The sequence below is a fragment of the Phocaeicola faecicola genome, assembly GCF_013618865.1.
Classification (GTDB): Bacteria; Bacteroidota; Bacteroidia; order Bacteroidales; family Bacteroidaceae; genus Phocaeicola; species Phocaeicola faecicola.
Genome location: NZ_JABSOE010000003.1, coordinates 77,898 through 102,378, shown reverse-complemented (window position 1 = coordinate 102,378; position 24,481 = coordinate 77,898). Strand labels below are relative to the sequence as shown.

Annotated in this window: 22 protein-coding genes; 3 read left to right on the top strand and 19 right to left on the bottom strand. The window is 52.2% G+C overall.

Annotated elements, in window-relative coordinates; all coding sequences use genetic code 11:
- Window position 1 precedes the first annotated feature (1 nt).
- The 6 genes from hydF to H3001_RS01620 are packed head-to-tail and all read right to left on the bottom strand — an operon-like array spanning window position 2 to window position 6,943.
- Window positions 2–1,195, bottom strand: a complete 1,194-nt coding sequence (gene hydF / locus H3001_RS01645; protein WP_178245440.1) for a [FeFe] hydrogenase H-cluster maturation GTPase HydF — start codon at window positions 1,193–1,195, stop codon at window positions 2–4.
- Window positions 1,196–1,221: 26 nt separating this feature from the next.
- Window positions 1,222–2,640: a [FeFe] hydrogenase H-cluster radical SAM maturase HydG gene (gene hydG, locus H3001_RS01640; RefSeq protein ID WP_181213908.1), complete on the bottom strand. Its 1,419-nt coding sequence runs from the start codon at window positions 2,638–2,640 to the stop codon at window positions 1,222–1,224.
- A 2-nt stretch (window positions 2,641–2,642) separates the two neighbouring features.
- Window positions 2,643–3,689 (bottom strand): [FeFe] hydrogenase H-cluster radical SAM maturase HydE, encoded by a 1,047-nt coding sequence (gene hydE, locus H3001_RS01635; RefSeq protein WP_178245530.1) that lies wholly within the window; start codon window positions 3,687–3,689, stop codon window positions 2,643–2,645.
- Between the two features lie 15 nt (window positions 3,690–3,704).
- Window positions 3,705–5,180, bottom strand: coding sequence for a 4Fe-4S dicluster domain-containing protein (locus tag H3001_RS01630; RefSeq protein WP_178245444.1), 1,476 nt, complete (start codon window positions 5,178–5,180; stop codon window positions 3,705–3,707).
- 48 nt (window positions 5,181–5,228) lie between these two features.
- On the bottom strand, window positions 5,229–5,765 hold the full coding sequence (locus H3001_RS01625) for an FHA domain-containing protein (protein WP_178245446.1): 537 nt from the start codon (window positions 5,763–5,765) through the stop codon (window positions 5,229–5,231).
- A 23-nt stretch (window positions 5,766–5,788) separates the two neighbouring features.
- Window positions 5,789–6,943, bottom strand: a complete 1,155-nt coding sequence (locus H3001_RS01620) for an HU domain-containing protein (protein ID WP_178245449.1) — start codon at window positions 6,941–6,943, stop codon at window positions 5,789–5,791.
- A 102-nt stretch (window positions 6,944–7,045) separates the two neighbouring features.
- On the opposite strand from H3001_RS01620, the gene H3001_RS01615 reads away from it, so the two are divergent.
- Together H3001_RS01615 and H3001_RS01610 are read left to right on the top strand one after the other, a co-directional pair.
- Window positions 7,046–8,359: a UDP-glucose dehydrogenase family protein gene (locus tag H3001_RS01615; protein WP_178245451.1), complete on the top strand. Its 1,314-nt coding sequence runs from the start codon at window positions 7,046–7,048 to the stop codon at window positions 8,357–8,359.
- Entirely contained in the window at window positions 8,356–9,141 is a 786-nt protein-coding gene (locus tag H3001_RS01610; protein WP_181213907.1) for a DUF4738 domain-containing protein, read from the top strand. Before H3001_RS01615 ends, H3001_RS01610 begins: the two co-directional genes overlap by 4 nt.
- A 309-nt stretch (window positions 9,142–9,450) precedes the next feature.
- Here H3001_RS01610 and H3001_RS01605 read toward each other — a convergent pair whose 3' ends face one another.
- From H3001_RS01605 to trpB, 13 genes are all read right to left on the bottom strand, one after another.
- Window positions 9,451–10,170: an OmpA family protein gene (locus H3001_RS01605; protein WP_178245455.1), complete on the bottom strand. Its 720-nt coding sequence runs from the start codon at window positions 10,168–10,170 to the stop codon at window positions 9,451–9,453.
- A gap of 70 nt (window positions 10,171–10,240) precedes the next feature.
- Window positions 10,241–11,521 carry a serine hydroxymethyltransferase gene (gene glyA, locus H3001_RS01600; protein ID WP_178245457.1) on the bottom strand — a complete coding sequence of 427 codons (1,281 nt, stop codon included), beginning with the start codon at window positions 11,519–11,521 and terminating at the stop codon, window positions 10,241–10,243.
- Between the two features lie 28 nt (window positions 11,522–11,549).
- On the bottom strand, window positions 11,550–12,284 hold the full coding sequence (locus tag H3001_RS01595) for a porin family protein (RefSeq protein ID WP_181213906.1): 735 nt from the start codon (window positions 12,282–12,284) through the stop codon (window positions 11,550–11,552).
- A gap of 2 nt (window positions 12,285–12,286) precedes the next feature.
- Window positions 12,287–12,859 (bottom strand): flavin reductase family protein, encoded by a 573-nt coding sequence (locus tag H3001_RS01590; protein WP_181213905.1) that lies wholly within the window; start codon window positions 12,857–12,859, stop codon window positions 12,287–12,289.
- A 7-nt stretch (window positions 12,860–12,866) separates the two neighbouring features.
- Complete coding sequence (pyrI, locus tag H3001_RS01585; protein WP_181213904.1) at window positions 12,867–13,331, bottom strand: aspartate carbamoyltransferase regulatory subunit; 465 nt, start codon at window positions 13,329–13,331, stop codon at window positions 12,867–12,869.
- Between the two features lie 22 nt (window positions 13,332–13,353).
- On the bottom strand, window positions 13,354–14,295 hold the full coding sequence (pyrB, locus tag H3001_RS01580; RefSeq protein WP_178245465.1) for an aspartate carbamoyltransferase: 942 nt from the start codon (window positions 14,293–14,295) through the stop codon (window positions 13,354–13,356).
- A gap of 456 nt (window positions 14,296–14,751) precedes the next feature.
- Window positions 14,752–15,534, bottom strand: a complete 783-nt coding sequence (gene trpA / locus H3001_RS01575) for a tryptophan synthase subunit alpha (protein WP_181213903.1) — start codon at window positions 15,532–15,534, stop codon at window positions 14,752–14,754.
- Window positions 15,531–16,157 (bottom strand): phosphoribosylanthranilate isomerase, encoded by a 627-nt coding sequence (locus tag H3001_RS01570; protein WP_181213902.1) that lies wholly within the window; start codon window positions 16,155–16,157, stop codon window positions 15,531–15,533. The genes trpA and H3001_RS01570 overlap by 4 nt, the downstream gene beginning before the upstream one ends.
- 21 nt (window positions 16,158–16,178) lie before the next feature.
- Complete coding sequence (gene trpC, locus H3001_RS01565; protein ID WP_178245471.1) at window positions 16,179–16,982, bottom strand: indole-3-glycerol phosphate synthase TrpC; 804 nt, start codon at window positions 16,980–16,982, stop codon at window positions 16,179–16,181.
- A 15-nt stretch (window positions 16,983–16,997) separates the two neighbouring features.
- On the bottom strand, window positions 16,998–17,993 hold the full coding sequence (trpD, locus tag H3001_RS01560; protein WP_181213901.1) for an anthranilate phosphoribosyltransferase: 996 nt from the start codon (window positions 17,991–17,993) through the stop codon (window positions 16,998–17,000).
- 75 nt (window positions 17,994–18,068) lie between these two features.
- Window positions 18,069–18,632: an anthranilate synthase component II gene (locus tag H3001_RS01555; RefSeq protein WP_178245475.1), complete on the bottom strand. Its 564-nt coding sequence runs from the start codon at window positions 18,630–18,632 to the stop codon at window positions 18,069–18,071.
- A gap of 76 nt (window positions 18,633–18,708) precedes the next feature.
- Entirely contained in the window at window positions 18,709–20,118 is a 1,410-nt protein-coding gene (locus H3001_RS01550) for an anthranilate synthase component I family protein (RefSeq protein ID WP_181213900.1), read from the bottom strand.
- 106 nt (window positions 20,119–20,224) lie between these two features.
- Complete coding sequence (gene trpB, locus H3001_RS01545) at window positions 20,225–21,406, bottom strand: tryptophan synthase subunit beta (RefSeq protein WP_178245479.1); 1,182 nt, start codon at window positions 21,404–21,406, stop codon at window positions 20,225–20,227.
- Window positions 21,407–22,072: 666 nt separating this feature from the next.
- Here trpB and H3001_RS01540 point away from each other — a divergent pair.
- A complete protein-coding gene (locus H3001_RS01540; RefSeq protein WP_178245481.1) occupies window positions 22,073–24,400 on the top strand; it encodes a transglycosylase domain-containing protein in 2,328 nt (775 codons plus the stop codon).
- Window positions 24,401–24,481 lie beyond the last annotated feature (81 nt).

Genomic DNA, 24,481 nt, shown 5'->3' with positions numbered 1-24,481 from the left:
GTTAATAGTCAATCTTGTCCAGAATCTGATGGATGTAGGCAATGAAGATGCCATAATTGGTCATGGCTACTCCCTGCTGCCGTGCCCTGTCGATACGGTTCAGGACATGCTTGCGGTTGAACATGCATCCTCCGCAATGTATGACCAGGTCGTAAGGCGTCAGGTCCTCCGGGAAGTCATTGCCCGCTACGTGGTCAATCTGCAGTTCCGGTCCGAATTTCTTGTGCAGCATCCGGGGAATCTTGACCGTACCGATATCCTCGCTCTGTGGGGCATGGGTACATGCTTCTGCAATCAGAATGCGGGAATGGGCATTCAGGGAAGCCATTTTCTTCACTCCCTCAATGTAGTAGTGGATGTCTCCCTTGTATTGCGCAAACAGTACGGAGAAAGAGGTCAGTTTGCTTGCCTCCGGCTTTTTCTGAAAGACGATATCGAAGACCTGTGAGTCTGTGATGATCAGGTGCGGGGGACGTGAGAGACTGGCCAGTGTCTGGTCGATCTTGTCGGTCGTGCAACTGATTGCGATGCATTTCCGGTCGAGCAGTTCACGCAGGGTCTGTACCTGTGGCAGGATCAGTCGCCCTTTGGGGGCCTGTATGTCCTGCGGCATGACCAGCATGACGACCTGACCTTCTTCTACCAGAGAGCCCAGGATACTGACTTCGGTTTCTTTGCCCGAGAGGGAAGAAGCAAGTCGCTGAAGCAGTTCATGGATTCCTTCCCGGTTCCGGCAACTTATGGCCATGGGGGCTGTCTGACACTGTTGTTCGATCTCTCTGGAAATCGTTTCCCGTTCTGCCTCTCCGTAAAGATCGGTTTTGTTCAATACCCATATCACCGGTATGTTCCGTTCCTTCAGGCGTGCCGCAATTTCCAGTTCTTTTTCAATGTGGGCATCCGTGCAGACAATCAGTGCCAGGTCCGTACGCTCAAAGGCCCGGTACGTCTGCTTGACACGGAGCTCGCCCAATTCGCCTTCATCGTCTACACCTGCGGTATCAATGAAGACACACGGGCCGAGCCCGAACACTTCCATTGCCTTGAACACCGGGTCGGTAGTGGTGCCCGGAATGTCGGAAACCAATGCCACTTCCTGGTGGGTGATGGCATTGATAAGGGAAGACTTTCCGCTGTTGCGCTTGCCGAAAAGTCCGATATGGAGGCGGTTGGCCATTGGGGTATTGTTTACCATACTGATAAGGCTTTAGTGTAAGTAGTTTAGAATCTGAAATCTCGTTTACCTTCTGTGATTTGCTTCAGGTAGTCCAGTGCCCGTTTCTTGATGGCCGGATTAGGAATGTACTGCATCTGCTGCACAATCATTTCCGTACCCAGCGCCTTGGTCTCCGGCGATGCGTAATCTTCCAGATACTCTCTCAGGGTCATCAGGGCATTCGGGGCACAGCAGTTGGCTATCTGTCCGGTCTTGACCAGTGACATGAAGCGGTCGCCAGTGCGGCCTTCGCGGTAGCAGGCGGTACAGAAACTGGGGATGTATCCCAGTCGCAGCAGCCAGGCCACGATGTCGTCCAGACTTCGTGTGTCACTCACGTCAAACTGGGCGGAGTTTTCTTCCGGAAGTTCTTCGTGGGCATAGCCTCCCACACTGGTCCGTGAGCCGCCGCTGATTTGTGAGATTCCCAAGGCCAGCACCTTCTCACGCGATTTCTGTGATTCACGTGTCGACACGATCATGCCGGTGTAAGGCACACTGATACGGATAACGGCCACCAGTTTCTGGAATACTTCATCGGAAATGGCATTCTCGAAGGTAGAGGCATCGATGTCATCGGCCGAACAGATACGGGGCACACTGATGGTGTGCGGTCCCACTCCAAACCTTGCCTCCAGGTGCTCGGCATGCATCAGCAGTCCCACAAAGTCATACCGGTAGGTATTGAGACCGAACAGCACTCCCAGTCCCACGTCGTCGATTCCTGCCTCCATCGCTCTGTCCATGGCCTCCGTATGGTAAGCATAGTTGCTCTTCGGGCCCCGCGGATGCAGTTTCTCGTAATTCTCCTTGTGGTAAGTTTCCTGGAACAGGATGTACGTACCGATACCGGCATCGCGCAGACGGCGGTAGTTCTCTACGGTCGTGGCTGCAATGTTGACATTCACCCGCCGGATGGCTCCGTTCTTGTGCTTGATGCTGTAAATCGTCTGAATGGATTCCAGGATGTACTCAATCGGGTTGTGTATCGGATCTTCGCCCGCTTCCAGAGCCAGGCGCTTGTGTCCCATATCCTGCAAGGCAATTACCTCCTGCCGGATTTCCTCCTGAGAGAGCTTCTTCCGGGCGATGTGCTTGTTCTTTACATGATAGGGGCAATACACGCAACTGTTGACGCAGTAGTTGGACAGGTACAGCGGTGCGAACATCACAATCCGGTTGCCGTAGAACTTCTGCTTGATTTCACGGGCCAGTGAATAGATCTCTTCGATCAGGGTTTCGTCTTCACATTCCAACAGTACCATGGCCTCCCGGTGGTTCAGTCCTTTACACTGACGGGCTTTCTCCAGGATGGAACGGACCAGTTCTTTGTTCTGACTGTTTTCCTGTGCGTATTTGATGGTTGCCAGAATTTCTTCGTGATTGATGAATTCTTCGGCTTTGGATGAGTCTGCTTGATACATAATCATTTTATTTTAGTGGGATGATCTCCTCTTCCCATATCAATTGTATAACCTATTTTCTTCAATTTCTGCTCCAACAGCAATAAACCTTCCGCTGCCTCTGCTCCCATGGAAGCCTTGTTGTCGTACAGGGTATATTTGCTTCGCTGGAAAACAGGCGAGAGGTTGGGCATGACTACGTTGGCTCCTGCCAGGATCCCTCTTTCACGGCCGTTCTCGGCCAGGGTGGCCAGTGCGGTGGTCGAAGGGATAAGGGCCTGCGGATGCATCAGGCGGAAGATGGACAGCAGCAGCAAGGTCTGCTCCATGTTTCCCGGCGGCATCTGTGCGAAAGGAGTGTCATGATGTGGCAGATAGGGACCGATGCCGATCATTTCCGGCTGTAATTCCTGGATGAAGAGAATGTCTTCCAGCAAATTGTCCAGTGTCTGTCCCGGAGAGCCTACCATGATACCCGTTCCGGTCTGGAAGCCGATGCGCTTGAGGTCGTTCAGACACCTGAGTCGGTTGGCCAGTGACATTTCCTGCGGATGGAGCCGGCGATAGTGAGCCTCGTTATGGGTCTCATGACGCAACAGGTACCGGTTGGCTCCTGCCTGGAAAAATGCTTCGTAAGTCGATGTCGGTTTTTCTCCGAGTGAGAGTGTGATGGCTACTTCCGGAAAGGCTTTCCGGATAGAGGAGACTGTGTCAATGATGAAGTTGTCGGACCGGCTTCCTTCTTCTCCTCCCTGGAGGACAAACGTACGGAATCCCAGCCGGTATCCTTCTTCGCAGCAGGCAAGGATGGTTTCCTTGTCGAGCCGGTACCGCTCTATGTGGCGGTTGCTTTTCCTGATTCCACAATAATAGCAGTCATTGCGACAGCAGTTTCCGACCTCAATCAGCCCTCTGATGTATATTTTATTGCCGAAATGGATGCGTGCAACCTCCCGTGCCTTTTCATTGATGAAAGCCAGATGAGTCTCGTCACAGTGTTGCAGCAGGTAATAAATTTCATCGGGAGTCGCTGTGCGCTCCCGATGAAGTTTTTCTATAATGTCGCTGATCTGCATGGAGAGATGTTATTTCCCGTCTCCGTTTTCATATTTCAGCGTGCATTTCAGCAAGCTCTGGTTCAACTGACGTTTTCCGGACATCGGGTCGTTGAATGCGCTCGGACCGGTGACGCAACCGCCTTCGCAGGCCATCATTTCGATGAACTGTGCATCTACCTTTCCGGTCTTCGCCCACGCTCTCAGCTGTCCGATGCTCTTCTTGTTGAAGTCAGAGAACTGGAGGATCTTGATGTGGTCGGCCTTCGGACCCAGGTAAGCTTTTACGGCACCTGCCACACCGCCTGCCTGTGCAAATCCATGAGCCTCACAAACTGATTCGTAAGCCACTTTATAAGGAGCGGTCTCTGCCAGTTCGATACCGTATCCACGGAATACTGAGTGAAGTTCCTCGAAAGTCATTACGTAGTCTACGCATTCGTCGCGCTGTGCTTCCTTGCGTTTTGCGATACACGGGCCGATGAATACCACCTTGGCATTCGGATATTTCTGCTTGGCGATGCGTGCGGCATAATACATCGGTGAACCGGTAGACGATACGTACGGCTTCATGCCCGGGATGTGCTTGTTCACCAGTTCGATGTACGACGGACAGCAGGAAGTGGTCATGAACTTCTGTCCTTCTTCCAGTTTTTCAAGCAGCTCGTGAGCCTCGTTGCTGGTAGTCTGCATGGCACCTTCGGCCACTTCAATCACGTCGCTGAAACCGATTTCCTTCAATGCGCCGTATACCTGCTCGATGGTAGCGTTGAACTGTCCCAATACAGAAGGAGCCGGGATGGCAACCACCTCTTCTCCGCGGTGGATGGCTTCCAGGATGTCAAATACCTGTGAGATTTCGAAGATGGCTCCGAACGGGCAGGCATTCAGACATTTTCCGCAATAGATACATTTACTCTCGTCGATGTGCTCGATGTTGTGCTCGTCTTTGCTGATGGCCTTCACCGGGCAGGCTTCCTCACAAGGAACAGGGATGTATACGATGGCGTGGTAAGGACAGCTCTTGTGACAGAGTCCGCAACTGATACAGGTATCGTGGTTGATATGGGCCTGTCCTGTCTTCTTGTCGAAGTGAACAGCTCCCTTCGGACAGTTCATGTAGCAGCTTCTGGCCACACATCCGCGGCACAGGTTACTTACTTCATAGTTGACCTGTACACAGGAAGAGCACGCTTCGTCGATGACGCACAATATGTTTTCTTTGATTCTTTCTTTTCTTTCAAGGGCCTTACGAGCGTATTCGGACAGGGGGGTCAACTCGTCTGTCTCGTCAGACATATCCCATCCCAGCAACGGAAGAGACTTGTATTTGGTTACTGCACGTTCCTTATGGATACAGCATCGGCCTACCGGCTGAGAACGGCGGGGGCTGAATTCAATGGGAATACGGTCGATTTGTTCGATAAGCTGGTTTTCCTTCCAAAGTGCAACCAGTTTTTCCAGGAGTTTGTGGCGCACTATCATTACGTTGTTCGTAAATGCCATAAATAAAAGTTAGCTTTAATTAGTTAGTTATCCTATTATTTGAATTTCTCAGTCTTCCTTTTCTTCCGCTGCCCGCAGAATCAGGGTAGTGGCTCCCAGGGTGATAATGGCTCCTTCCTCAATGCGGACCCTTTCCTTGTTGCCCAGGAGTTCGTTCATCAGGAAAGTACCTGTGATGCTGTCATTGTCTCTCAGGGTGTAGATGATTTTTCCCTGTTTGTTGCGCTTTACATTGATGACGCAATGGCTTCTGTCCATACTGGGGTCATTGGTCTCGATGGGGATATCGATTTCGGTTCCCTTGCTGCGGCGTCCGATGACGTTGTCACCTTCGTGCAGGGGGAGTACCTGTTTGTATCCGAATACATTTTCGATGGCCACAATGTTTCCGCAGTCGTCTGTGCCTTCTTTCTCATCTACCACTTCTTCCTTCCGGTTGGCTGCATTCAGCTTGGTCTTTCCGATACGTATACCGAATTGTTTGTTGCAGTTGTCGCAGACAAATATCAGGGACTGTCCCTCTTCGTATTTGGTCTCGTCAAACTGAATATAATTGTCGCATTTGGGACATCTTACTCTTTTCATAATCGATTCAGTCAGTCTTGTAGTTATTTAGAAACGAACACCCAAGCCGACTTGAAGTCTTCGTTCTGTTTTAAGATCTTAATTCTTTCGTAGGCATCCGATTTCTGGGTAAACTGTTCCAGTGCGATGCGGAACCGTCCGTTGGACTCCAGTATCTGTGCGCCCTTGAATCCCTTGCCGGCCAGTTTCTTCACCTCATCTTCCGCGTCTTTGCGGGTAGCCAGACTGGAAACGATGATGAAGGCTTTCTGTGCCTGGACCGTTTTTGCTGCCGGAGATCCGTTCTTCTTGACGTTTTTGGTCTCAGCTGCCTTGTTGTCGGCTGCTTTCTTTGGAGCAGCGGTCTGGCTGGCAGCCGGTGTACCGGCCTTTGCCTGCACGTTGCCAGGTTGGGCAGGGTGTGCATTGGCCGCTATCTTCTCGGTCTTAACCCGTACGGGTTTCAGGGTGTTGACATTGTTCTTGATGGTTTGTGACTGGGGCTGGACTGCCTTGGAACCGGCAACATACGAGGCGGCCGATTCGTTGCGGATGATGTCGAACAGGGTCGTAGAGCCCAGCGAAGCGTACTCCATGTTGTCCACGTACGTGTTCTCTACCGGTGTCGACATCAGAAAGAACATCAGGATGGCAGCAGCTACGGCTACGGCATTGCCGATCCATCTCATGCCCGCTCTCTTCCGGCGCGGCGGTTCCGTATGCATCGGAATGACCCGCGGACGGCGCGGTGCTTCGGCAGTTTCCTGTACCCGGCGCGTTTCGAGGCGCGGCAGGACCACATTCTCCAGTCCGTACAGCGAGGGGGTGAAGAAACGGCTGCTGGTCGGTTCAAACTCATACGAACCGTTCATGTTATAATATAAGGTTCCCAGGCGGTTCAGGCTGACCTGCCCGCGCTTGTATAAGTCGTCCTTCAGCTGTTCCACGATTTTCTCAATCTTGCGTGTGGCATCCGGGAAGTCCGTATTGTAGGCCTGCATGTACGACTGTACCAGCAGACCGTCGTTCATGATCAGTTGCGGATTGAACCCGATGCTGCGCATAGGGGGAAGAAACTCTCCGGTTTCTTTATTGAAAGCCGAAGAATGATGGTGCGCGATGAATCCTCCCAGTCCCGGAACAATCACGCAATCATTTTCCAGCAATAATACTTCTATATGTTTCGCTAATTCTATCATAGTGCAAATGTACTATTTTTTCTCTTATTTTTAAATATATTCATGGACGAAATCTTTTTTTGTTATACTTTTGTGCTGAAAAAATATAAAGTTACTTAGCGTATGAATATAGCAATTGTCGGAACGGGTTATGTGGGTTTGGTAACCGGAACTTGTTTTGCCGAGACCGGAGCTAATGTGTATTGCATTGATACTAATGCGGATAAGATTGAAGGCTTGAAGAAAGGGATTATCCCGATTTACGAGCCCGGGCTGGAAGATATGGTATTGCGCAATGTAAAGGCGGGCCGGCTTCATTTCTCCACGTCACTGGTAGAGTGCCTGGATGAGGTCAGTATCGTGTTCTGTGCGGTAGGAACCCCTCCGAACGAAGACGGAAGCGCGGATCTCTCGTATGTGCTCGATGTGGCCCGTACGATCGGTGCTTGCATGAATCAGTACGTGCTGGTGGTGACCAAGAGTACGGTGCCCGTAGGAACGGCCAAGAAGGTGAAGGCAGCCATCGAGGAGGAACTCCGCAAGCGCGGGGCAGCCATTGAGTTCGATGTGGCCAGCAATCCGGAATTCCTGAAGGAAGGAAATGCCATCAACGACTTCATGACTCCCGACCGTGTGGTGGTGGGAGTGGAATCGGAGCGTGCCAAGAACCTGATGAGCAAGCTGTACCGTCCTTTCCTGCTGAACAATTTCCGGGTGATTTTCATGGATATTCCTTCTGCCGAGATGACCAAGTATGCGGCCAACTCCATGCTGGCTACCCGCATCAGTTTCATGAACGACATTGCCAACCTCTGTGAACTGGTAGGGGCGGATGTCAATATGGTACGGAGCGGTATCGGTTCGGACAGCCGTATCGGACGTAAGTTCCTGTATCCGGGATGCGGATACGGAGGCAGCTGTTTCCCGAAGGATGTCAAGGCACTGATCAAGACGGCCGAGGAAAACGGTTATACGATGCGGGTGCTGAAGATGGTGGAGGAAGTGAACGAATCCCAGAAAGACATCCTGTTCCGCAAGTTGCAGAAATATTATCACAACGACCTGAAGGGAAAGACCATTGCCATGTGGGGACTGGCTTTCAAGCCGGAAACCGACGACATGCGCGAGGCACCGGCACTGGTGCTGATCGAGAAACTGCTGGCTGCAGGCTGTCAGATCAGGGTGTACGACCCGGTAGCCATGGACGAGGCCAAGCGCAGGGTAGGCGATTCGGTCTATTATTCACGGGATATGTATGATGCGCTGCTCAATGCAGACGCCCTTCTGCTGGTGACAGAGTGGAAAGCCTTCCGTCTGCCGGCATGGGGAGTAATGAAGAAGACCATGAACCAGTGTGTCATTTTCGACGGACGCAACATTTACGATGCCCATGAACTGCAGGAACTTGGAATTACTTATCATTGCATTGGAAGATGAAAAAAGGAATATTCATATGGTTGCTTGCCGCCGGTCTTGCTTCCTGCACAGGCGGGGAGAAGGATGAAACGGCCGAGGAGGAAGAACATGATTCGCTGTCCAGGGAGTTGCTGCAGGGAGTCTGGCTGGATGATTATACGGAGCAGCCGGTACTGAAGATTTGCGGCGACAGCATTTATACGTCCGGCCGGTTTGATATTCCGCTCCATTTCCGGATTGAGGGGGATACGCTGATTGCCGGCGGTACGGAGCGGATCACCTATTACATCCATCAGCTGGAGAAGAACAGCTTTCAGTTCTATACGTCCATCGGCGACCTGATTACCCTGCACAAGGCAGAGACGGATACCATTCCTTTTGGTTATGAGGCTGCTGAGCCGGTCAGGGAGGTGATTGAGAAAGACTCGGTCTTCATGTTCCAGGGAAAGAGGTTCCGCGGATATGCGTACATCAACCCTTCTACCAAGAAGGTGATCCGTCCGGGCATTACGGAGGAAGGCCTGATTGTGGATAAGGTGTACTTCGACAACGTCATTCATATCTGTGTCTATCAGGGGAAGCAGCGGCTGTATTCCAAGGACCTCCACAAGGAGATGTTTGCCGGTACCATTCCCGATGATTTTCTGAAGATGTCCATTCTTTCCGACATGGACTTCATGGGGGTGTCGGCCAAGGGATATCATTACCGGGCCACCATTTGCATACCGGACGGAATGACGTGTTATTACGTGGACCTGCTCATCGACAAGGACGACCAGATTCATTATACCCTGAAGCAATAAGAGCCGCCGGTCACAGAGGTGCCTCCTGTTCAAGTCTGCCGGAAGCAACGGCAGCGGAGAGGGCAGGAAACAGGTTCCGGAAGCCGGATGGAATTTTCAGCATAAGAGCCTGACCGCTATGCGGCCGGGCTTTCTTTTTTCCGGGCCCGGCCCTGTCGGCCGGAGAGGAGGCGGAAGACGAGGGGGCAGAAAATATAAAAAGCAGGATTCAGCGGGAAATCTTTCTTCCCTTTCTGAATCCTGCTTCTGTTTCACGGCGCGGGGCATAGCGGCCTCACGCAATGTGTACGTGGTCCGTCACGCTGCAGCTTATTTCAGTGTTCCGGCTTCGGCCTGCTGAATCATCTGCTGGCTGGCATACATGTATACCTCCACACGACGGTTTTCCTGACGTCCGGCAGCGGTATTGTTGTCGGCTACAGGGTTTGATTCTCCCATACCTTCCACGGCCTTGATCTGTGTAGAAGCGGCTCCGCACTGCATCAGGTAAGTCGATACACTCTGTGCACGTGCCTGTGACAGTTCCAGATTCTTCTGTACGCTCTGTTCGCGGGTACTGTTCTTCCATCCGGTGTTGTCAGTATATCCGTAGATGGCTACGTCCATGTCACGGTTCTGGTTCAGTACGTTGTTGGCAAACTTGCTCAGAGAAGCCTTGGCAGAAGTGCTCAGTGTAGAACTGCTGGTATTGAACAAGATACCGGAGTCGAAAGTCACCTTCACAGCCTGCAGTCCGTTGTTGTCGGTTACCTGTTCCACCTGTGCTCCTTCAATCTCCGCAGCCTGTGCTGCAGCCTTGTCCATTTTCTTACCGATCAGTACTCCGGCACCGGTACCTACGGCAGCACCTACTGCTGCTCCGATAGCAGCTCCCTTTCCATGTCCGGCGATACCACCGATCAACGCTCCCAGTGCAGCACCACTTCCGGCGCCCAACATTCCTCCTTTGGCAGTATTATTCAAAGTGCCACATCCACTTAATAGCAGGCTTCCGCTCAGCAGAATAGCCATGCAGTTCATTGCTTTCATAATCTTATAATATTAAATTGAACTTATCATTTTCGGGGTGGTCACAAAGACCACCGCTTTCCTGTGTTTCTTAATAAGCGAAAATAGGATATTGCTTCATGGTCTCGTTTACACGGGCACGAACGGAAGCAATTACTTCTTCGTTGTCTACGTTCGACAGAACGGTTTCAATCATTTCCGCAATTTCCACCATCAGGTCTTCCTTGGCACCACGGGTAGTAATGGCCGGAGTACCCAGACGGATACCTGAAGTCTGGAAAGCCGAACGGCTGTCAAACGGCACCATGTTCTTGTTGACGGTGATGTCGGCAGATACCAGTGCCTTCTCGGCTACCTTACCGGTCAGGTCGGGATACTTGGAGCGCAGGTCTACCAGCATGGAGTGGTTGTCCGTACCGTTGGAAACGATGGTGAAGCCACGGTCCATCAATGCTTGTGCCAGTGCAGCCGCATTCTTCTTCACCTGCATCTGGTATTCCTTGTATTCCGGCTGCAGACATTCGCCGAAAGCCACTGCCTTGGCAGCGATGACGTGTTCAAGCGGTCCGCCCTGTATGCCCGGGAACACGGCTGAATCCAGCAGCTGTGACATCATCTTGATTTCTCCCTTCGGAGTCTTCTTGCCCCATGGGTTAGGGAAGTCCTTGCCCATCAGGATGATACCTCCTCTCGGACCACGCAGTGTCTTGTGAGTGGTAGAGGTCACAATGTGTGCATATTTTACCGGATTGTCCAGCAAGCCTGCGGCAATCAGTCCGGCCGGATGAGCCATGTCGACCATCAGGATGGCACCTACCTTGTCGGCAATCTCACGCATGCGCTTGTAGTCCCATTCGCGTGAATAAGCCGAACCTCCACCGATGATCATCTTCGGACGTTCGCGGAGAGCGATTTCCTCCATCTGGTCGTAATCCACTCTTCCGGTTTCCTTGTTCAGGTTGTATTCGCAAGGCGTATAGATAATTCCCGAAGTATTGACAGCCGAACCGTGTGACAGGTGTCCGCCGTGTGCCAGGTTCAGACCCATGAACTTGTCTCCCGGGTTAAGCACTGCCAGGAACACAGCCGCATTGGCCTGTGCGCCTGAGTGAGGCTGTACGTTGGCCCATTCAGCACCGAAAATCTGCTTTACGCGGTCGATGGCAATCTGCTCGCTCTGGTCGACTACCTCGCAGCCTCCGTAATATCTTTTTCCCGGATATCCTTCTGCATATTTGTTGGTCAGGCAAGATCCCATTGCCTGCATCACCTGGTCACTTACAAAGTTTTCGGAAGCAATCAGTTCAATACCTTTCAGTTGTCGCTGATGTTCCTTTTCGATGATATCGAAAATTAAGTCGTCTCTTTTCATGTTATGCTTTTTTAAGGGTGAAAAATCTTTAAAAAATAACTCCTGCCGAAAAACTCAGAATGTTCTTCCGGCGCTTGATCTCTATTGGATACTGATTATGGGGAGCCGGGGTTTGTGAAGTGTCGAAAGTCACGTTCGAAGAAGTATTCTGCAGTCCGGCTTCGTACCGGAAATCGAAGAAGATGTTCGACACGTTGACGGCCAGTCCGATGACACCGCTGAAAGAGAAGGGCCTGCTTTTCTCGCAGACACCCTGCTGGTAAAAGCCCGAGTATTCGTTCTTGCTGTATCTTTCCCAGTTGTACGTCACCTGCGGTCCGATGAAGAAAGCCATGCCGTAAGGGTAGGAGTCGATGAATTTATATCCGTACAGCAGAGGCACGTTGACCGTGTGCATGGTCGATTTGATCAGTGCGTTGTCCTGCAGCAGTTCCTTGTGTTCCTCCGTGTTGGGGATGGAGATACTGCCGTGCAGCACATTGTAGGACACCTCCGTCTGGATGAAATGATGCTTCTTCAGGTTGAAGCGGCAGAAAAAGGCTCCGAAATACCCCACCTTGTAATTGTTCTGGATGTGGCTCAGTTCGTTTCCTCCCATAGCGAAGTGGTCGATGAAGAACATGGTTGAATTAAAACCTACCTTAACTCCCATATTGGCCTTCGGGTCCTTGACGGCGTTTCGCCGGAACCCCTGTGCCTGCGTGCTGCCTGCAGCTGCAAACAACAACAACACGGCTGAGAGAATTAAGGCAGGTTTCTTCATGACTATTCTGTTTTTTTCTTTTCTACCGACCAGCCGAACTTGCCGATTTTCCGGCCCATACCGTAATATCCTCCGTGGGCGTATACCAGTAAGTCGGACTTGGCAAGATCGAATTTTCCGGTTTCCGGATCCAGGTATTTCTCATCGGCCTTTACGTTGACCACGTCGGCGATGAACATGTCGTGCGAACCCAGGGAGACAATCTCCTTTACGCGGCATTCGATGCACAGCGGCGATTCCTCAATGATGGGGGCGCTGACCACAGCAGCTTTTCCCGGAGTCAGGTTCATTTCCTTGAACTTGTTGAAGTTCTTTCCGGAACGCACCCCGCACCAGTCGGTGGCATACGCCATCTCTTCCGTGGTCAGGTTGATGACAAACTCCATGTTCTTTTTCAGAATCGGATAGGAATGTCTTTCCGGCCGTACCGAAATGTAGCACATCGGCGGGTTGCTGCAGATGGTGCCGGTCCATGCTACGGTAATGAGGTTGTATTCCTCCTCACAACTTCCGCAACTGACCAGTACGGCGGGCTGCGGATATATCATCGTGCCGGGTTTCCAGTCTTGCTTCATAGGCGTGTCAGATCAGTTTGATATTGTCCTTGCGCTGTTCCTTCTCGCAGTAATGGCATTTCAGGATACCCTGTGCCTTGTCGGTAACGTGGAACCAGGTCTGCATCGGCTCGTTGTTGGTGATGCACTTCGGGTTGTTGCACTTCACGATACCCTTCAGTTCGTCGGGCATTACCACTTCTTTCTTCTCCACTACTTCATAGTTGTGGATGATGTTCAGCTTCACGTTCGGCGCTACCACTGAAAGGCGGCTGATTTCCTCGTCCGTAAAGAAACGGTCGGCAATCTTGATGATGCCTTTCTTGCCCAGTTTCTTGCTTTCCAGGTTATTGCCGATGGTGATGTTGGTACTCATGTGCTGCAAATCCAGCAGTGAAACAACCGTAAATACTTTATCCGATGGTATGTGGTCGATAACTGTTCCGTTTTCGAGAGCAGCTACCTGTAACTCTTTCTTTTCGCTCATAATCAATCGTGTATTAACAATCCTTTTTTTACTTGTTCGTGTCCGCTTTCACTTCATCCAGGGTGATGCCCAGTACGTCGCACAGGATGGCCTCACGTGCGTACAGACCGTTCTGAGCCTGCTGGAAATAATATGCCTTTTCGTTGTCGTCCACATCGTAGGCGATTTCGTTCACACGGGGCAGCGGGTGCAGGATGCGCAGGTTCGGACGTGTGTGCTCCAGCATCTTGTTGTGCAGGATATATACGTCTTTCACTCTTTCGTACTCCATCAGGTCGGTGAAACGCTCGCGCTGTACACGGGTCATGTAAAGAATGTCCGCATCGGCGATGGTCTCTTCCGTAAAGTCGGTATGCTCTACATATTTGATGTGATGCTGCTCGCAGTACAGTTTGTATTCATCCGGCATCTTCAGTTCATCGGGTGCGATGAAGTGGAAGGTAGGATTGAAGTGGCGCATGGCCATCAGCAAGGAGTGTACGGTACGTCCGTATTTCAGGTCACCTACCAGGTAGATGTTCAGGTTCTCGAGCGTACCCTGTGTCTTGTAGATGGAATATAAGTCTAGCATGGTCTGAGAAGGATGCTGGTTGGCTCCGTCGCCTGCGTTGACGATGGGCACCGGTGCTACTTCGCTCGCATATCTGGCAGCACCTTCCAGGTAATGACGCATGACGATGATGTCGGCATAATTGCTTACCATCATGATGGTGTCTTTCAGCGTTTCCCCTTTGGAAGAACTGGTAACTTTCGGATCGGTAAATCCGATTACTCGTGCCCCCAGGCGGTTGGCTGCCGTCTCAAAGCTCAGACGGGTTCGGGTAGAAGGTTCGAAGAAAAGGGTTGCAACTACTTTTTCGGCCAGTAAGCGGCGGTTTGGTTTCTTTTCAAACTCTCTTGCCATTTCCAATAAATAAAGAATACGTTCCTTAGAATGGTTGGCAATGGTTACTAAACTTCTATTTTCCATGTTCACGGTTTTATGATTGTTTTTATAATACCGAAGTCCAAAGGTAGGCAAAAAAAATGACATTGCCATTTTTTTTGCAGAATATTTAGGGCTTTTTCTTCTTGCTGCTTTTTCGCTTCGGGAGAGGTCCAGGTGTAATGATTCGGCCTTATTCCGGAACATTTTGTTGGCTGACAGGGAGAAAGAAGGGGCAAGTCTTTGTGGGAAAAGGGGTAATCCGGGAGAAGAGGGGGAAGGTTATGGTGTGTGCCCGGTGGCGGATTCCTCCCCGGCTTCCGTCGGGTAACGCAACAAGGCGGGTGTAGGAAAACATCGTTATGCATGAGGAAAAAGATGGCGGGCTTTTAAAAAAAGACGGCGACGCATGAAAAAAAGCCCGCGGGCTTTTCCTTCACGCATAACCGTCCGTGGCTGCACGCATCGTTATGTGTGTCCGTTTCTGTCAGCGCCGTCCGCTCACTCCTCTTTGCGCAAGTCGTCGAGGAGCCTGCCGATGGCCCGTCCGGCATCTCCGTGCTCCTGGGTCAGCAGGTCGACAAACCGGCTTCCGATGATGCATCCGACTGCATGGCGGGCTGCCGTCTCGAAAGTCTGCCGGTTGGAAATACCGAATCCGATCATCCTCGGATTTTTCAGTCCCATCCGGTCTATCCGTCGGAAATATGCCTGCTGGGCCTCGTCGAAATCCTTCCGGGCACCCGTGACGGCGGCCGATGACACCATGTAGATGAATCCGTCGGTCTGGCGGTTAATCTCACGGATTCTTTCGTCGGAGGTCTCGGGCGTGATGAGGAGGATAACCTTGACGCCACAGGCTTCGGCAACGGCTTTCACCTTATTTATATACTCCTGCAGGGGAAGGTCCGGAAGGATAACTCCGTCGATGCCGGTCTCCTGGCATTTCTTGAAAAAAGCCTCTGTGCCGTATTGCAGGATGGGATTGAGGTAACCCATCAGGATAAGTGGAATGCGCACCTGCTGCCGGATATCTTTCAGTTGCCCGAAAAGGCGCGACAGGTTCATGCCGTTGCGCAGGGCCGTGTTGGCTGCCGCCTGTATCACGGGTCCGTCGGCCATCGGGTCACTGAAGGGGATGCCGATTTCAATCAGGTCCACTCCGTGTGCTTCCAGGGCGGTGATTACTTCGGCGGTATTGTCGGCTACGGGGGCTCCTGCACAGAAATAGACTGACAGGATGCGTTGTTTTTTCTCGTTGAAAAGTCGGGTAATTCGGTTCATGGCTGAATAGGGGTTAGGTGTTTAACTTGAGTGATGAATGTCTCGAGGGTCCAGATGTCCTTTACCCCGGGAGCGGTCTCAAAACCGCTGTTGAGGTCGACACCGGCAAACCGCGGGTGGTGAAAGCGGGAGAGCGCCTCCAGGCTGTCGGGGCGTATCCCTCCACTCAGCAGGAAGGGGGTACTTCCGTGGTACGACTGCAGGAGGTTCCAGTCGAAGGTCTTTCCCGATCCGCCGTATTCCTTGCAGGGAGTATCGAAGAGAAAGAAGTCGCAAATCCCTTCGTACGGAGCGGTCACCTCGTCGGCACAGGGGGCAGTCAGGGAAAAGGCCTTGAGGAGGCCGCATCCCAGTGCCCGTACCTTACGGCAGTATTCGGGCGATTCGTTCCCGTGAAGCTGTATCAGGTCGAGCCGATATTGTCCGGTTTTTTCTTGAAGGTAACCGAGGTCGGCATTCACGAATACGCCGACACGCTGCACCTCTTTGGAAAGGCCGTCAAGCGGTTCGGTGACAAAGCGGGGAGACCTCTCGTAAAAAATCAGTCCGATAAAATCGGGACGGAGTTTTTCCAGCTGCTGGATTTGATGGCGGTCTTTCATGCCGCAGACTTTGACAAGCATGGCTATGGTTGTGTTTGTAAATTATACAGTTTGTATTTGTTCGATAAAATTACTTAGCGTTTCTCCCGGATCCTCGGTTTTCATGAAGGTTTCTCCTATCAGGAAACCCGAAAAGCCGGACGCCCTCAGTGCCCGTACGGTTTCGGGACTTGAGATGCCGCTTTCGGAGATTCGGGGAAGGCCGGACGGCAACTGCGCTCCGAGTCGGAAGGAGTGTTCCACATCGGTTGTGAAACTGCCCAGGTGGCGGTTGTTGATGCCTGCCAGGTCTACTTCCTCCTCCAGGTATTCAAGTTCGTGTTCCGAATGAATCTCCAGCAGCACCTCCAGTCCCAGCTCGTGCGCCTTCCGTGTTAGTTGTCTGCATTCTTTACGACTGAGAACGGCGGCGATGAGGAGGACGGCATCCGCCTGAATGGCCCGTGCCTGGTACAACTGGTATTCCGAAAGGATGAAGTCTTTCCGGAGGATGGGAAGGTCGGTATGCGGACGGATAGCCTTGATGTCACTGAGGTTCCCGCCGAAGAAAAACTCGTCGGTGAGTACCGACAGGGCAGCGGCCCCGGCCCGGGTGTATCCGGTGGCGACGGTCTCCGCCTCTGCGTGCCGGCTGATCCAGCCTTTGGAGGGCGACTTCCGTTTGAATTCGGCAATGATGCCGGTGGAAGATTCCAGGAGTGCCTGGCGGAGACTCCGCCGGGGAGGAGCATGGTAGGTGGAGATGAGATGTTCCAGGTGAGAGAAGGAAACTGCTTCCTGCTGCATTTCGATTTCACGCCGCTTGTGGGCTACGATGGTGGTCAGAATGTCTGTATGATGTGTCATAATTGATGTACTTGTTTATTGGTTGAGGATAATGAATTTACGGAAGGTTCTCAAGGCCTCTCCGCTGGTCAGCGACCGGCGTGATCTGGCTACGCATTCTTCGATGGAAAGCTGCGGCTCCAGCACCTGAATGGCAAACGACGCATTGATGAGAACACAGTCGGTCTGTGCCTTTGTTGCCTTGTTTTCAAGCACGTTGTCGAAGATGCGTGCCGCTTCTGCCACGTCCTTTCCACCGTAGAGGTCCTCTTGCCGTGCCAGGGTAAATCCCAGGTCGGAGGGCTTGCGGATGGTTTCGTAACGGTTGGTCATGATCTTGAACTCGTCGGTCAGCGAGATTTCATCGTATCCGTCCAGATTATTTACTACGGCAAATTCGATGCCCAACCGCTGGAGGGTATTGGTGTACAGGCGCATCAGCTGGAGGTCGGCTACCCCAAGCAACTGCTTCTCGGGCAGACTGGGGTTGATCAGCGGGCCCAGGAGGTTGAAGATGCTTCTGACTCCCAGTTCCTTCCGTATGGCGGCCACTGCTTTCATGGCCGGATTGAAGAGGGGAGCATGAAGGTAGGCGATGCCGCAGCCTTCGATGGAGGCCTTTAGCCGGTCGGGGTCGGCGGTAAACCTCACTCCGTGTGCCTCGAGTACGTTGCTGGCACCGCTGACGGATGAACTGCCGTAGTTGCCGTGCTTGGCAACCGGGTATCCGGCACCGGCCACTACAAAGCAGGCGCAGGTGGAAATGTTGAAGGTATTTTTTCCATCGCCTCCGGTTCCCACAATGTCAATGGGATGGCAGGCACTCAGGTCGACCGGGATGCGGGTGCTGAGCAGGGCCTCCCGGAAACCGATCAGTTCCTCTACGGTGATTCCGCGCATCTGGAATACCGTAAGCAGGGAGGCTATCTGTGTGGGATTGTACTTGCCGGCAGTGATGCCCTGCATGAGGTGGCAGGCTTCTTCCCGTTTCAGTTCTTCGTGATGAAAAAGTCTAGTCAAGAATTGTTTCATGGTGAATCGTTTTTATTGTTAGCAAGAATTTTCCGCTGTGTGAGCGGACGGCGGACTTGGCTCTTCGGCCTGATGTTAGCTTTCCAGCCAGTTTTGTATCATTGTTTTACCGTCTGGGGTAAGGACGGATTCGGGGTGGAACTGAATGCCGTGTACGTCCAGTGTCCGGTGCCTCAGTGCCATGATATGGCCTTCCTGACTGACGGCAGTGACTTCCAGGCAGTCGGGAAAGGCTTCCGGGGATACGACCCAGGAGTGATACCGTCCGACCGGAAATTCATCGGGGAGGGAGCGGAAGAGGCGGTCGTCTGCAATGCGTCTTACCCGACTCTGTATGCCGTGGTAGACCTCCTCCAGATTGATCAGTTTGCCTCCGAAGGCTTCGGCGATGGCCTGTTCTCCCAGACAGACTCCCAGTATCGGTTTTTTACCGGAGTAGTGACGGATGACGTCGAGCAGGAGTCCGGCTTCTTCCGGAATGCCGGGACCGGGAGAAAGCAGCAGTTTGTCGAAGTGTTCCAGCTCTTCCAGGCGGAACTGGTCGTTGCGGAGTACGGTAACCGTGGCCCCCAGTTCTTTCAGCAGGTGACTGAGGTTGTAGGTGAATGAGTCGTAATTATCGATAATGGCAATTTCCATAAGATGATTCGTTTGTTTGAGTTTGTAATCTAAGTTTTTGTTTGATTATTTTATTGTACAATCAAGCTGCTTCCGCTCAGAAGTTCTCGGCGAGGCGGATGGCCTTGCGGAGTGCACCGAGCTTGTTGTGGACTTCCTGCAGTTCGTTTTCCACCTGACTCTTGGCAACGATGCCGCCTCCTGCCTGAAACCACAGTTCGTGGTTGCGGCTGACGAAGGTACGGATGGTAATGGCCTGATTGAGGCTTTTTCCGTTTATCCCGATGAAGCCGATGCAGCCACCGTAAATCCCGCGGTTGTGCGGTTCGTACTGACTGATGAGTTGCATGGCCTTTACTTTCGGGGCGCCGCTGAGGGTGCCGGCCGGAAAGGTGTCGATGAAGGTCCGCAGGGCATTGGTATCGGCATCGAGGGTACCGCTTACCCGACTGACGAGGTGGATGACGTGGCTGTAAAACTGCAGTTCTTTATAGCTCTCCACCCGGGCGTTGTGGCAGTTGCGGCTCAAATCGTTCCGGGCCAGGTCGACCAGCATGACGTGCTCGGCATTTTCCTTGGGATCGGCCAGCAATGTGGCTGCAGCCTGCCGGTCGGCCTCTTTGTGGGCCTGCCGGGGAACCGTTCCGGCAATCGGGTCGATGTAGGCCGTCCCGTTTTCAATCCGGCAGTGGGTCTCGGGAGAAGAACCGAAAATCCGGAAGCCGCCGAAGTCGAAATAAAAGAGGTAGGGAGAGGGGTTGATGCTCCGCAGGGCCCGGTAAAGGGTGAAATCGTCTCCCTCGTATTTCTGGATGAAGCGCCGGGACATTACAATCTGGAAGACGTCACCGCGCAGGCAGTGGGCGATTCCTTTCCGGATATTCTCGCGGTGCTCCTCGTCGCTCAGGGTACTGTAGGCTTCTCCGACGGCCTTGAAACGGTAAGCCGTATAGTTGCGGTTGCGAATGGCCTTTTCAATCTCGTCTATCCGTTTTTCTTCGTGGGGCGACTGAAGTTCCAGCAGGACCATCTCGCTTTTGAATCCGTGGAACACAATCAGGTACCGGTAGAGAATGTAGCAGATTTCCGGCGCGTCGTTGAGCGGGTCGCAACTTTCCTTGATCGGAATGTGTTCAAAATATTTTACCGCGTTGAAGGTGGTATATCCATATACTCCGCAGTAGTTGGCATATTCTCCTTCGATGTCAAAGGCCGACAGGAAACCGTTGATGGCGTGTTCGACTTCTTCTTTGCCGGATACCGGCCGGCATTCGGTGGTTCCGTCCGGATACCGGAGCGTTGCTTCTCCGCGATTGATGCAGATGCTGGCAATCGGGTCGAAGCCGATGAACGACTTGTTGTTCTCGGTGCTGTGATAATCCGAGCTTTCCATCAGTATGCTTTGTGGCAACAGGTCGCGCACCTTCAGGTAGGTACTGACGGGAGTATGGAGGTCGCCCGGCAGGGTCTTGTAGGCGGTAGTGTATTTGTATCGGGTAGATTGCATGAGTTTGTTTCTTTTTTTGTGGTACATATGGTTGATTCCCGGAAGAAGCCGGATGCTTTCTCTTTCTGTAAGGAAAAAGTGAAGCGCCGGCAGGTCTCCGGGCTCTTTATTTATGATAATTCAGATAGGTGTCGAGGTCCTTGTCGCCTCTGCCTGAAACCGTCAGTACGACTACGTCCGTCGGCTTGAACTGCATCCGATTGAGGGCACCCAGGGCATGAGCCGATTCCAGGGCGGGGATGATACCCTCCAGGCGGGTCAGTTCGAAAGCTGCCTCCACCGCTTCGTCGTCGTTGACGGCAAGTACGGTAGCCCGCTTCCGTTGCGCCAGGTTGGCATGCATCGGTCCGATGCCCGGATAATCCAGTCCGGCAGAGATGGAGTAAGGCTCCAGGATCTGTCCGTCGGCATCCTGCATGATGTAGGTCTTGAATCCATGAAGTACACCGACCTTGCCGAGGTGGATGGTTGCGGCCGACTTTCCGCTGTGGATGCCCAGTCCTCCGGCTTCGGCCAGTACGATTTTCACCCGCTCGTCGTCCAGGTAATGGTAAACGGTACCCGCCGCGTTGCTGCCGCCTCCGATGCAGGCCATCAGGTAATCGGGGTAATCCCGCCCTTCCTGTTCCAGCAGCTGTTTCCGGATTTCCTCACTGATGACCGACTGCAGCCGGGCCACCATGTCGGGATAGGGATGAGGTCCGACGGTAGAGCCGATGATGTAGAAGGTGTCCGACGGGTGACAGCACCAGTCTCGGATGGCCTCGTTGGTGGCATCTTTCAATGTCATGTTTCCGGAGGTGACGGGGCGTACGGTAGCTCCCAGCATCTTCATCCGCTCTACGTTGACGTGCTGGCGCTCCACGTCGGTCTTTCCCATATAGACCACGCATTCCATTCCCATCAGGGCACAGACGGTGGCGGTGGCTACGCCGTGCTGGCCGGCTCCGGTTTCGGCGATGATTCGTTTCTTTCCCATCCTCCGTGCCAGGAGAATCTGGCCGATGGCATTGTTGATTTTGTGGGCTCCGGTGTGGTTGAGGTCTTCCCGCTTCAGGTAGATCTTGCATCCGTATTTTTCGGAAAGCCGGCGGGCCAGGTACAGGGGCGACGGGCGTCCTACGTAATCTTTGAGCAGTTGGTGAAACTCTTTCTTGAAACTGGGATCTTCCAGCACGTTCAGGTAAGCGTGCTGCAGTTCACTGACGCATTTGTGAAGGATTTCGGGGACATAAGCTCCGCCGAATTCTCCGTAATAGCCTTCTTGGTTTATTTGATAGGGACTCATAATTTCATCTTGGGTTAAGTTTTACATGGGTTGATTTCTCAGGGGCTGATGCCCCGGGCGGGTGGCGTGCATAAGCGGATAAAAAAAGGGCTGTCGTAAAGTACGACAGCCCTTCTATGCTATACTTGTTATGATTTTCCTTGGTATATACACGCGACTGATCACCCTTACGACTTATGGAGTTGTAAGAGGCGCCACCAGAAGAATGTATTTGCCAAAGAATGTCTCATAATTTTAATTTGCTTAATCTTATTGTTATTTAACTTACAGCAGGTCGTCTTTCACCTGCATCGTTTTGCAAATGTATAGAAAATAATTGTTATTCCAAACAAAATGGCTTTATTTTTTTTGGGTTTTCCATGGGTGAAAAGGCTTTTCCGTTGTCGGTCAGGCACTTGAAGGGACTTTTGTCCGGCCGTCCGGGGTGCGGAAAAGAAACGGAAAAGAGGGTGAAAATGAGACCGGAATCCCGTCCCGGATACGGATTCCGGCTGCCGCTGGAGAAAATGATTGAATTTCTTTACTTAAAAAACATCTTTCTCGTACGAGAAATTAGCTTATTACACGGCTTTTCTATACTTTTGCACTAATTTTTATATACTATAAAAGCAAAAACAGAGTAGACATTTGGATAATCAACTTTAGAAAATAGTTTTCATTGAATATATGAGAAAAAAGTTTTTATACCTGTTATGGTCGCTGGTGATTTTGGGATTGTTGTCTGTGGCGGCTGTGTTCACAGCCATTGCGGAAGGTTGGATAGGCTATGTGCCTCCGGTAGAGGAACTGGAGAATCCGAACCTGAAGTTTGCAACCCAGATCATATCGGATGATGGAAAGCTGTTGGGAACCTGGTCTTACAGCAAGGAGAATCGTGTGTATGTGGGTTATGAAGATTTGTCACCTCATCTGGTGCATGCCCTGGTGGCTACCGAGGATGTGCGCTTCAGCGAGCACTCGGGCATCGATGCGCGTGCCTTCATGCGTGCGGTGGTGAAAAGAGGTATCTTCCTGCAGAAAGAGGCCGGAGGAGGTAGTACCATCACGCAGCAGCTGGCCAAGCAGTTTTACTCGCCGGTAGCGGACAACATGATGGAGCGTCTGCTGCAGAAACCGATAGAGTGGGTGATTGCCGTGAAGCTGGAGCGTTACTATACCAAGGAGGAGATCCTGACGATGTATCTGAACAAGTTCGACTTCCTGAACAACGCGGTGGGTATCAAGACGGCAGCCAAGACGTACTTCTCGAAGGATCCGAAAGAACTTTCGATCGAGGAAGCGGCTACGCTGATCGGTATGTGTAAGAATCCTTCGCTGTATAATCCGAGACGCTTCAACGAGCGTTCACGGGGACGGCGCAATACGGTGCTCGACCAGATGCGGAAGGCGGGTTACCTGACTCAGGCCGAATGTGATTCGCTGCAGGCATTGCCGCTGACGCTGAAGTTCCAGCCGGTAGACCATAAGGACGGTCTGGCGACTTATTTCAGAGAGTATCTGCGTGGGGTGATGACGGCCAAGAAACCGGATAAGAGCAAGTACCGGGGCTGGCAGATGCAGAAGTATTACGAGGATTCACTGGCGTGGGAGACCAATCCGCTGTACGGATGGTGTGCCAAGAACCATAAGAAGGACGGAACAAACTATAATCTGTATACCGACGGTCTGAAGATTTATACGACGATCGACTCACGGATGCAGCAGTATGCGGAAGAGGCAGTTTACGAACACGTGGCCAAGTACCTGCAGCCGCGTTTCTTCAAGGAAAAACAGGGACGGAAGACGGCTCCGTATACCAATCAGCTGACACAGGAAGAGGTGGATGCGATACTGGCCCGCTCGGTGCGCCAGTCTGAACGTTACCGGGTGATGAAGGCTGCCGGACATTCGGATGCGGAAATCTTCAAGGTGTTCAATACGAAGCATGAGATGTCGGTGTTCTCCTGGGAGGGCGAAAAGGATACGGTGATGACTCCGCTGGATTCAATCAAGTATTACAAGCACTTCCTGCGTGCCGGATTTATGTCGATGGATCCGGTTACGGGATATGTGAAGGCGTATGTGGGAGGACCGAACTACAATTACTTCCAGTACGATATGGCCATGGTGGGCCGGCGTCAGGTGGGTTCTACCATCAAACCGTACCTGTATGCCCTGGCCATGGAAAACGGATTCTCTCCGTGTGACGAGGTCCGCAACGTGGAACAGACTCTCTTTGATGAGAACGGTAAGGCCTGGTCGCCGAGAAACAGTTCGAAATCACACTACGGTGAGATTGTGACGCTGAAGTGGGGACTGGCAAATTCGAACAACTGGATTTCGGCTTACCTGATGAGTAAACTGAATCCGTATGCGCTGGCCCGTCTGATTCATTCGTTCGGTGTGTTGAATAAGGATATCCAGCCGACGGTTTCGCTTTGTCTGGGTCCTTGTGAGATTTCGGTCGGCGAGATGGTGAGTGCCTATACGGCGTTTGCCAACCGGGGTATCCGTACGGCTCCGCTCTTTGTTTCGCGCATCGAGGACAATGAAGGAAATGTAATCGCCACCTTCACGCCGCAGGTAGAGGAGGTAATCAGTGAATCGAGTGCCTACAAGATGCTGGTGATGCTCCGGGCGGTAATCAATGAGGGTACGGGTGGACGTGTGCGCCGTCTGTATGGCATTACAGCCGATATGGGAGGTAAGACCGGTACTACCAACCGCAACTCCGACGGATGGTTCATGGGCTTTACGCCTTCGCTTGTCTCAGGTTGCTGGGTAGGAGGTGAAGAACGGGATATCCACTTCGATACGATGCGTGACGGACAGGGAGCTTCTATGGCATTGCCGGTATGGGGTATCTTCATGCAGAAGGTATATGCGGACAAGAGTCTGGGATACTCGCAGGATGAAAGGTTTGAAATACCGGATGATTTTGATCCGTGCAAGGATAAGCTGACGGAAATAGAAGAAGAAAATACAAGCCGTCTGGACGACGTGTTCTTCCAGTAAGAGCAGGTGACGGATGGACTTCCTGATGGCAGGCAGCGGGTGAAAGAGGTAAATTCTTTCATCCGCTGCCTGTTTTTTGTG

Excerpts from the sequence above, each read along its gene's own strand:
- hydG (WP_181213908.1), bottom strand. The coding sequence starts at position 2,640 with ATGTATCAAGCAGACTCATCCAAAGCCGAAGAATTCATCAATCACGAA.
- H3001_RS01540 (WP_178245481.1), top strand. The coding sequence starts at position 22,073 with ATGAGAAAAAAGTTTTTATACCTGTTATGGTCGCTGGTGATTTTGGGA.
- H3001_RS01615 (WP_178245451.1), top strand. The coding sequence starts at position 7,046 with ATGAATATAGCAATTGTCGGAACGGGTTATGTGGGTTTGGTAACCGGA.
- glyA (WP_178245457.1), bottom strand. The coding sequence starts at position 11,521 with ATGAAAAGAGACGACTTAATTTTCGATATCATCGAAAAGGAACATCAG.
- trpD (WP_181213901.1), bottom strand. The coding sequence starts at position 17,993 with ATGAAACAATTCTTGACTAGACTTTTTCATCACGAAGAACTGAAACGG.
- H3001_RS01630 (WP_178245444.1), bottom strand. The coding sequence starts at position 5,180 with ATGGCATTTACGAACAACGTAATGATAGTGCGCCACAAACTCCTGGAA.
- trpC (WP_178245471.1), bottom strand. The coding sequence starts at position 16,982 with ATGACACATCATACAGACATTCTGACCACCATCGTAGCCCACAAGCGG.
- hydF (WP_178245440.1), bottom strand. The coding sequence starts at position 1,195 with ATGGTAAACAATACCCCAATGGCCAACCGCCTCCATATCGGACTTTTC.
- H3001_RS01570 (WP_181213902.1), bottom strand. The coding sequence starts at position 16,157 with ATGCTTGTCAAAGTCTGCGGCATGAAAGACCGCCATCAAATCCAGCAG.
- H3001_RS01550 (WP_181213900.1), bottom strand. The coding sequence starts at position 20,118 with ATGCAATCTACCCGATACAAATACACTACCGCCTACAAGACCCTGCCG.
- H3001_RS01605 (WP_178245455.1), bottom strand. The coding sequence starts at position 10,170 with ATGAAAGCAATGAACTGCATGGCTATTCTGCTGAGCGGAAGCCTGCTA.
- trpB (WP_178245479.1), bottom strand. The coding sequence starts at position 21,406 with ATGAGTCCCTATCAAATAAACCAAGAAGGCTATTACGGAGAATTCGGC.
- H3001_RS01590 (WP_181213905.1), bottom strand. The coding sequence starts at position 12,859 with ATGAAGCAAGACTGGAAACCCGGCACGATGATATATCCGCAGCCCGCC.
- H3001_RS01595 (WP_181213906.1), bottom strand. The coding sequence starts at position 12,284 with ATGAAGAAACCTGCCTTAATTCTCTCAGCCGTGTTGTTGTTGTTTGCA.
- H3001_RS01610 (WP_181213907.1), top strand. The coding sequence starts at position 8,356 with ATGAAAAAAGGAATATTCATATGGTTGCTTGCCGCCGGTCTTGCTTCC.
- trpA (WP_181213903.1), bottom strand. The coding sequence starts at position 15,534 with ATGAACCGAATTACCCGACTTTTCAACGAGAAAAAACAACGCATCCTG.
- H3001_RS01555 (WP_178245475.1), bottom strand. The coding sequence starts at position 18,632 with ATGGAAATTGCCATTATCGATAATTACGACTCATTCACCTACAACCTC.
- pyrB (WP_178245465.1), bottom strand. The coding sequence starts at position 14,295 with ATGGAAAATAGAAGTTTAGTAACCATTGCCAACCATTCTAAGGAACGT.
- H3001_RS01625 (WP_178245446.1), bottom strand. The coding sequence starts at position 5,765 with ATGAAAAGAGTAAGATGTCCCAAATGCGACAATTATATTCAGTTTGAC.
- H3001_RS01620 (WP_178245449.1), bottom strand. The coding sequence starts at position 6,943 with ATGATAGAATTAGCGAAACATATAGAAGTATTATTGCTGGAAAATGAT.